Genomic DNA, 8,721 nt, shown 5'->3' on the forward strand with positions numbered 1-8,721 from the left:
GGGCGCTTGTGTCCGCTACGATCATACCAGGGGATCACTACAGTTCTGCGAGGTCATCGGCTAGATCTTCGCCCTGTTCCAGAATGGTTTTCGAGGCGCGTACAGATTCAGCGTCCTGTCGTCCGATAAACTCTTTGAGGACTTCGAACCCGATCTGGTCGTCGAGGTAGAGTTCTACGACTGCCTTCTTGAACTTCTCGTCGTCCTCAATGTCATCCAGGTAGTCTTGAAGCGCCTCTTTGACGATCTCGGTTCGGTTTTTCTTGCTGACTTCAGCCGCTACGTCCGCCTTCTCAATCAAGTCTTCTGGGAGACGGAAGTTGACCCTGGTACTGCCCATGCTCAAATCACCTGTTGTATGTACATTGTGACCACAGATTTAAAACTGTTCGGTGTGTGACGAACGCGTCGCATCCACCCTTCAAAAAGAACGGATTACTCGCTCTCGACAGATGTTTGGGTTAGACCTTTGAAATTTGAGGGTTAATTCGCCGTGTATGGGACTACTGGATTTCCTGACTGGCCTGTTCGGTTCACAGGAGAGTTCTACACCCGATAGTAGTTCTCAAACGTCGACTGCGTCCGGCTTGAAAATTGATCTGCCTAATGTTGAGTACCAGGGGAACCGATTTTTCTCTGAGTCCTCGGAGTCGGAGAACGGCGAATGGATAGTAGTCCACGGAAAGGCTATGCAGGTGAAAAACGAGATTCACAGGCTCTTCCTCCTAAGAGATGAAGACCTGCAGTTCACGACAGAGTTAGAGCGTATCGAGGATGCGAGGGTAAGTGATACTGGTAGTGTGCTGGCTATTGACGGTGAGAGCCGGGAAGACTTGTCCGGCAGGCTGTACGTGTTTGATGCCAGTGGTGACCAGGTTTTCAGCCACGGTTTTGATGCAAACGTCGGAGCTTCAGCCCTCTCCAGAGACGGTGAGTACGCTGCTGTCGCCACGTTGAATCCGGACTGCTCTACGTACGTCTTTGACCTCAGTGAAGGCAGCCAGGTCTTGAAACACGAGAATCAGGAAGGTAACAAGATGGGCTTAGAGTTCAAGGAGGAAGAAGACGAGACTCAGGTGTACCTGTCTGAAAGCCCTGATTCCGATCCTCTCTACGCTATCGATTTAGATGGAGATGTTGTGTGGATGAGTGAGGAGTTGCAGAGAAAACACCGATTGCAGGAGTTGATGGACAGCAGTGAGACCGAGGATCTTGAAAAGGATCTAGATCTGCTGGACGAAGTCTATGAACTGGCGGATAGTGAGAACGAGAAGAAAAATGTGGCTCAGAAGCTGGCTGATACACACTGGAACCTGGCTAAAAACTCGGAGAATGACTCGGATGAGTGGTGGCAGCACCTGAATCAGGCTTTACGCATCTTTCCGTGAAGTGTTGTGAATCGAAGATTCACATACGTTGGAACACAAGCGTTCCAAAACGACGGAGATTACTATCTACAATCATCATCAGCAATCTCTCGTCGCTTCTACCTATACTAAAATAGACCGATTCTAGCGCTGTCTAGCGATCCTACAGGGCAGTTAAGTATAATGCTCCAAGTGGGTATCCCTACTGGGATTGCAGGTGCCATAACCGGATTTCTGGCCAGAAGAGGCGAATGAAGCAAAGAATTATAGTTTCTAACTGATACGAGGTAGAAGCCATAGTGCATGATAGAACGTTGTGATCTACTCCCAACGTATATCCTGCATGTCTGTGCTACTGGTTTTGAGTGGAGGTTACCAGCTTTCTAGTTTTCTCCCCACAACGTCAGCCAGTTCTTTCTTGGACATTGGATCGACTTCGACGAGCTCATCCATATGAGTGTAGAAGATATACGTGGAGACCTCCGAGCTATCGAACACCTCGTTCAGGACGTTGTAGTAGGCGCTTAGCTGTTTTCTGTACTCACTTTCTGCCTCACGGCTACGGTCGGTCTTGTAGTCGATAATATCTACACTGCTCTCCTCTTCACTAACATGTATAAGATCGACCACTCCCTCCAGAGTTACCTGCCTGTGATCGTCACCGATATCAAGCGGTAGAAACGCTGTCTCTTCTACAATCAGTCCTCCTTCAAGGGAGTCGATAAGCCGTCGTACGTTCTCCTCGTCGGGATTTTCCGGCTTTACATCCTCACCAAGAGCGTAATCCTCCGCGAACTCGTGGACCTTGCTCCCGTATTCGGTCCCTTCTCCATCTACGGAGGTTTCAACCCTTTCCATGATCGAATGAAGTGACATCTTCATGTACGACCGCTCCGGTATCTCCTCGATGTCGAGAACCTCTCTCTCGGATTCGGTGTGTCTGGACTCGCGTATATCTGGGGAGAGCTCCTTCGGCTCTGTTTCGGTTTCGAGTTCTCGGAAGAACCGGCTTGAGTTCTCCGAGTCGGCGCTGAAGAACAGATATCTCTTGGCACGCGTCATGGCGACGTACATTAGACGGCGCTCCTCATCGTAGTCGTTGCCGAGACATTTATTGATGATCTCCGTCCTCCAGTTATCGTAGAGGTAGGCAGGAGTATCAGGTCCATCGCTGTACAGCTTCTTCTGTCTGATCCCCATGGGGTCCTCATAGGTTATGTTCGAGGAGTTACTTACACGGGATGGGAAGCGGTTGTTGTTGATGTCGGCGATGAACACTATCGGATACTCCAGCCCTTTCGCGGCGTGGATAGTCTGTACGGTTACAGCGTTTTCGTCAAGGCTGTTGTCGACCTCGTAGGTTTCTCCCTCACGTATGCTCGCGGTTATGAAATCAACGAGCTCCCCTGTGTTCATGTAGGTGTTGTTGAAGGTGGACTGGAGGACGTTGATGATACCGTCGGAGAAACCATCACATATACCGTACCGGCTGAAGACCTTTCTGGCTACCGCGGAGGGGTCGCGTAGTTGATCAAGTTCTTGCCTGAACTCGATCATTGCGCTGGGATACTCCCCTTTTTCGAGGATATGATTTACCTCGTCAAGAGTGTAGCCGGCGTTCTCAAGTATTACCGACCACCCTCTCTCCGAGCTTCTGTCGTGAAGCACTCTCAGCCACGCGAGAAGTATTATTCCGGGGTTGGTTCTGAAAAGCTGTATCGGACCCTCGTACGATACGGGTATGTCGTGGTTACGGGCTTTTCTGTAGAGCTTTCTCCCGAACTCCCGCGTTCTTGTAAGCACTGCTATGTCTCCGTACTCGGGGGTCCGTTCAACAGTTTCACCGTCCTCTTCGAACTCAAGGAGATAGTCGTCGTTATCCACTATCTCCTGTATCTTGGTCAGCACGGATTCTTTCTCGCTGCTACTGGTGAAGGACTCGATGCTCGTGTGTTCGCTGTCGTTCTTTGCGTTGAGTTCAGTGAAGTCACTCAGCACGTCCTCCTCTATCCTCTCGCGTTTTGATCCTCTGAGAGTCAATGACTGCTTCGAGAAGTCGAGTATCTCCTGGCTCGAACGGTAATTTTCTATGAGGCTTATCGTGTTGACGCTGTCGACAGGATAATCCACACGCTGATAATCCTCGTTTAACTCGTCTCTGTATCTTCTCAGGCGATCCTCGAACCGCGTTATGTTCTCCACAGACGCGTACTGAAAGCTGAATATGCTCTGCTTCCAGTCGCCGACCACGCAGAGGTTGTCCTTCTGAGACAGAAGCAACGCGAGCTTGAACTGTATCTCGCTGGTGTCCTGAAACTCGTCTATCATAACGTAGCTGTATCTCAACTCGTCCCTGAGGCTGTGATCCTCGCAAAGGAGGGCGTAGGCGAAGATCTGCAGAAAGCTGTAGTTGAGGTAGTTGCGGTCGAGAGCGTATTCGATGTAGGAGAGATATATGTCGTGTACAAAGTCCTTGAGTTCGTCGCGGTCGTCGTAAAATGCCTCACCCGCGTAGGATTTGCTGATCTGCTTATCGGGTCCGGATTCACGTATCTCTCCCTTCTCGGGAGCATCGGGGAGAAAGTTCTTTTTGTCGTACCCATTAAGCTTCTTTCTAAGGAGGGACTGTGAGTTACCGTCGTTTCGGGGCTTGTTCGCCTCGTCGAAGAGCTCCCTGAACTCGTCAAAGTTACCGTCGAGATATTCTTCTGAGTTTCTGTACCATCCCGAGTCGGTAGGTATTATGCCCTTCGAAGCGAGCGATTTTATCAGACCCAGAACTTCTCCCGGGTTGCTCACCACACGGTGGTAGTCCTCGTACTCGGGATTCTCGTCGATGTACCTGTGGTAGAACCTCCTGAACTCCTGTCCCTCGATCAACTCGTTCTCTATCACGCGGGTAGAGGGCGAAAGCGAGTTATCGATGCCGAGAAGGCGCGGGGAGTCGAAGCCGTGTCTCTGAAGGATGCGGTTGCAGAGGCTGTGAAACGTGGAGATGGGTGCCTCACGTAAAGAGGGAGCATCGTACTCACATCTTCTTATGATGCGTTCTTTCATCTCATCGGCAGCGTTGTTGGTGAAAGTCAGGAGAAGAAGGTCGTCGGGCTCTACTGGTTTTGATTCAAGTATGTTCGCGTATCGCCTTGTGACAGCGAAAGTCTTGCCCGTGCCTGCACCTGCGTCTACGACATGTATGCCTTCGGTGCTTTCTATCAGCTTCTCCTGTTGATCGTTCGGATCAATCATCCTCTATCACCAGATCCATGAACTCTCTATCGAGGTCCTCACGATCTATGTCGCCAACAGGGAAGCGCGTCCTCCGGTATCTGTTGACCTCGTCTATCTTCTCGTTCACGAACTCCTCATGGCGGTCGACGTCGTCCTCAAAGAAACAGTTCTTGTGGTAGGTCACCAGCTTCTTTAGTATCGATTTTACCGCGCTCTCCAGCTGGTTCTCGGTCAGGTCCTTGCCCCTGCCTATTTCGAGGTAGGTATGGCACTCGCGAACGAGTTCGTCAAATAGCTCCTCCTGTATCATATCTTTGTCGTAGAGAGCCTCGTTCGACACGCTGAGGTCCAAGAAAACCTCCCTGTAGTTTTCGTATCCGAGTGGGTCGAGTAGTCTCTTTCTCGTTTTTGCTCTGTAGAGGTAGTCGAAGGTTTCTCTCTCGGGGATATGCTCTCTGAAGGTCCGCGGGTAGTAATCGATTGTCAGCAGGCTGTCGTAGGGGTCCCTGTTGCCGTCAAAATCGTCCTCGACGTTATCGAGTGGATAGAAGAAACTGAAATAGAGATCGGAGTTAGGGATCACCTCGCGGTGGTGCATGAGATAATGTATCGACTGAAAGTTGGGGTCGGTATCATCGTCATCCAGAAGATCGACCTTCGCCTTCTTCACCAGCGAGGACCTGTACACGTTGCTCATACTCCCTGTCTTGTAATCGATGATGTGGTCGTCCGACCCCAGAAGGTCCACGCGTCCCTTCGCGCCGATGTCGGGATTGTCGAAGGTTACCTCGGTTATCTTCGACTCCAGCGGGAGATTGTAGTGCTGGCTGAACGTGTTGGTGCTGTCCTCCTTCTCGTATCCTTCGATATCGAACTCCTCAACCTCCTCGCTGTCTATTAACTCGATTATGTTCTTTATGCCTATCCTGAAATCGGTTTCGTAGATATCGAGTTCGAGAGGATCGACATAGGGAGAGATGGAGTCAAGCATGATTTCTACGAAATCGTCTGCACCTCGATCAAGTACAAAATCGGGGTGGTTGACGTAGAACTCCGCGAAGTCATGGAGGAGTTCTCCGCGCTCGAAGTAATACGTCCTCGGTATATCAAGCACACGCGAGAAGAAGTACTGACGCGGGCAGCTTACCAGTTTCTTGAGGCTTGACTGGCTGAGAGTCTGTATCTCTTTTGGGGGTAATTCGTATTCGTTGTCGGTTGGAGGATCGAATCCCTCACCCTCCGATGGCAGAGGGTTTCTGTACTTGGCGTGGTTATCGAAGTCAATGAATCGTTCTGCGTCGTTCGAAAGAAGCTCGTAGAAGTAGAAACAGGGAGTCACCTTCTGGTTCTTGATCGTATCCTGGACCAAGAAATACGTGTTCTGCCCGTTCTGGAGAAGAATCTGAAAATCCTTGAGAAACCTTTCCTCGTGTTTCTCGCGGTCGGTCCAGGGCTTATAGGGTATATCGTGCGTCCATGAGGCATCGAGTCCGACGTGAAAGACGAACGGTCGGTCCACATATGCGGCTGCGAGCGAGGAGGCGAACAGAACGCCGTAGTTGCCTTCTTCCTCGGGGATATCGAACGTGTCGAGATAGTACTCAAGTCCGTTGACGTTTTCTTCTGTGACACGGCTGTCGAGTATGCCGAGTTCTTCGAGGTTTTCGCGTAGTTCGTCCTCGAACTTGGACCGCGATAGGTCCTCAAGCTCGGACACAGCCTCGTCGAACGTCAGATCATCTAACTTCTCGGCGAACTCTTTGAAGCCGTCGAGTTCGTCTATCTCATGCAAGAGTTTCTCGTTATGGGTTACCCGGATGTCTTTGTCTATTTCGGGGAGTATGGGACGGAGGTCGCTGACTCGGAGGCGGCTGCCCGAGAGCGCGGTTCTGAGTATCTTTAAGAATGTCCGCAGGTCTTCGTTATCCGAGAACTCCTCGGTGTACATGTAGGGGATGTCATCGGCCTGTAGCGCCGACTCAGCGAGAGGACGGTACTGGCTGTCGGGATTCATAACCACGGCGGCTTCGTGGGCGTTCTGTGGTGATACGTTGTCACGGATAGCCTGAATCAGGCTCGTTGCCGAGTTGAACACCTTGAACTCGGGGAGCTCGTGCTCCTCGTCCTTCAGAGGGTCGATGACGTCGTAGTTCTCGGGCAGAACCTTTCTGTCGAGAGCGTTGAACTGGTGAAGTGCCACAACAGCTACGGAGAGGTCTTCGTCAACAGTGTACTCGTCCATCGCCCTGAAGATGTTCTCGGTGTTCTCTATGACGTTGATCACTTGGCGTGTAGCCCTGCTGTCGAACTCGGGGTATTCGAGTATGCGGTGCAGGTTGCCCGTCTCCTGCCAGCAGTCGATTATGTTGTCGAGGAGGTATACCGACTGCTTCCACGTCAGGTCGGTTCTGTGTATAACCTCTATGAACAGCTGGCGTCTGTCGATCAGATCCTGGTTCTGTCTCTGGCTGTAGACAAGTCGTCTTGGAGTTATCGCGAAGTTGCCGAGAACGGGGGATTCAAGACGCGTGTTTATGGCGTCCGAGAGAGGAGCATCGACGGTGAGAACGAGGTCATAATTCTTTACCTCGTCGTATATCTCCTCTACCGTCTTTGCCTTCTGAATGGTCACGTTTTCACATCGATAATTTCGAACTTAAATCAAACGGTGGTCTGGGGGATCCTATTCATATATAACTACTGTGAACATTTTAGCAAGCTGAAGCATCGTTTGGACTCTGGTTCTCTATCACTAGACTAGATTCTATCATCAGAGTCCCCGTATTATCATATCCTTTTTCTCACGGGCAAGGATTTTTGTTTCTCCAGAATGAGTTCTATCAAGAGTTATCCATGGCTACCGAAGAACCTTCTTCTATCGAGATTGAGGATGACAGAGTCACTATCCGTGAAACTGAAATAGCTGACTCAACAGTAGTGGATTACCTAAAAGAGTTCGAGTCAGAACAAGAGCGAATGGAGGCTTTTGAGCGTGCTCTCAGAATTGGAGTTACCACGATAGACCTCGCTGAAACTTCTGAGCAGGAGGAGTACGTTGAGCGTAAATTCACCGAGATGCAGCAGGAGTTTGAGCAAGAGATTAGGCGTATCGAAGAAGAAGTTGAGGAGAAGTTCGGCGAAGACGGACGTGTCCCGAGAATATTTGAGGATCACCTTGGTCAGGATGGTCATCTCCGACAGCATATTGAGGATGCGTTCGCGGAGGATGGCCCGTTCAAGGAGCGTCTTGATGAGGAGCTAGGGGAGAACGGTGAACGTATACAGAATGCCCTCGACCCAGACACCGAAGGGACACCGACGTACAGACTCAAGCAAGCTCTACAGGATCAAATTCGGTCTTTACGCGACAAGATCGAAGAAGAAGAGACTGCTGAGGAGCTTCGACGAAAGACCACGCTGAAAGGCGATGATTTCGAAGAGACAGTCGGAAATATTCTCTCTGACCTCGTCTACGGCACTAATGACGAAGTCGAGCATACGGGCGAAAAAGTTGGTGAGATAGGGGGTCGTAAGGTCGGTGACTTCGTTGTCACTCTTAATGATACAGGACAGCGAATAGTGGTTGAGGCGAAGAGCGACAGCGGATACTCTCAGCCAGATATTAAGGAGGAGCTTGAGGATGCTATCGAAAACAGGGATGCGGACTACGGCGTGATCGTTTTTGAATGTGAGTCCTATATCCCTGACAAGGTCGGCTACTTTCACGAGTTCGATAGCAAGAGGCTCTCCGTTGCGTTAAGCGAGGACGAGGAGGATGACCCCGAGCCGGGCTTTCTTCGAAATAGCACATAACTGGGCAAAGACACGTGCTATCCAGGGCTACGTTGATACGGGTACAGCCTTTGATCCCGAAACAGTTCAGAACGCAGTAGGTGAAGTAAGCGATTTGATCGATAGGTTCAGCACAATTCGAAAGAAGACTACGTCTATTCGAGAGACTGCAAACGAAATTGACGAAGAGCAAGATGAAATAGAGAGTGAAGTGAAATCAGAATTAACAGATATACGGACGGAGATTCAGACAGCTGAGTGAGTCAATTAACCTCTACTAGGGGTGTTAACTTTGGAGCATAGCATTGTGGAGAGCGGCGAAGGCTGTGAGCCA

At 50.4% G+C, this 8,721-nt stretch carries 6 protein-coding genes; 3 read left to right on the forward strand and 3 right to left on the reverse strand.

Features of this window, described 5'->3' with window-relative positions:
- Positions 1-37 precede the first annotated feature (37 nt).
- Positions 38-340, reverse strand: a complete 303-nt coding sequence (locus SV253_07985; GenBank protein MDY6775997.1) for a ribbon-helix-helix domain-containing protein — start codon at positions 338-340, stop codon at positions 38-40.
- A gap of 157 nt (positions 341-497) precedes the next feature.
- Here SV253_07985 and SV253_07990 point away from each other — a divergent pair, with 157 nt between their 5' ends.
- Positions 498-1,388, forward strand: coding sequence for a hypothetical protein (locus SV253_07990; GenBank protein MDY6775998.1), 891 nt, complete (start codon positions 498-500; stop codon positions 1,386-1,388).
- 351 nt (positions 1,389-1,739) lie between these two features.
- On the opposite strand, the gene SV253_07995 is transcribed toward SV253_07990, so the two are convergent.
- Both SV253_07995 and SV253_08000 read right to left on the reverse strand, forming a co-directional pair.
- Entirely contained in the window at positions 1,740-4,613 is a 2,874-nt protein-coding gene (locus SV253_07995; protein MDY6775999.1) for an ATP-dependent DNA helicase, read from the reverse strand.
- Complete coding sequence (locus SV253_08000) at positions 4,606-7,227, reverse strand: PD-(D/E)XK nuclease family protein (protein MDY6776000.1); 2,622 nt, start codon at positions 7,225-7,227, stop codon at positions 4,606-4,608. Before SV253_08000 ends, SV253_07995 begins: the two co-directional genes overlap by 8 nt.
- 221 nt (positions 7,228-7,448) lie before the next feature.
- On the opposite strand from SV253_08000, the gene SV253_08005 reads away from it, so the two are divergent.
- Together SV253_08005 and SV253_08010 are read left to right on the forward strand one after the other, a co-directional pair.
- Positions 7,449-8,408 carry a hypothetical protein gene (locus SV253_08005; GenBank protein MDY6776001.1) on the forward strand — a complete coding sequence of 320 codons (960 nt, stop codon included), beginning with the start codon at positions 7,449-7,451 and terminating at the stop codon, positions 8,406-8,408.
- Complete coding sequence (locus tag SV253_08010; protein MDY6776002.1) at positions 8,371-8,649, forward strand: hypothetical protein; 279 nt, start codon at positions 8,371-8,373, stop codon at positions 8,647-8,649. Before SV253_08005 ends, SV253_08010 begins: the two co-directional genes overlap by 38 nt.
- Positions 8,650-8,721: the final 72 nt, after the last annotated feature.

The sequence above is a fragment of the Candidatus Afararchaeum irisae genome, assembly GCA_034190545.1.
GTDB lineage: Archaea > Halobacteriota > Halobacteria > Halobacteriales > Afararchaeaceae > Afararchaeum > Afararchaeum irisae.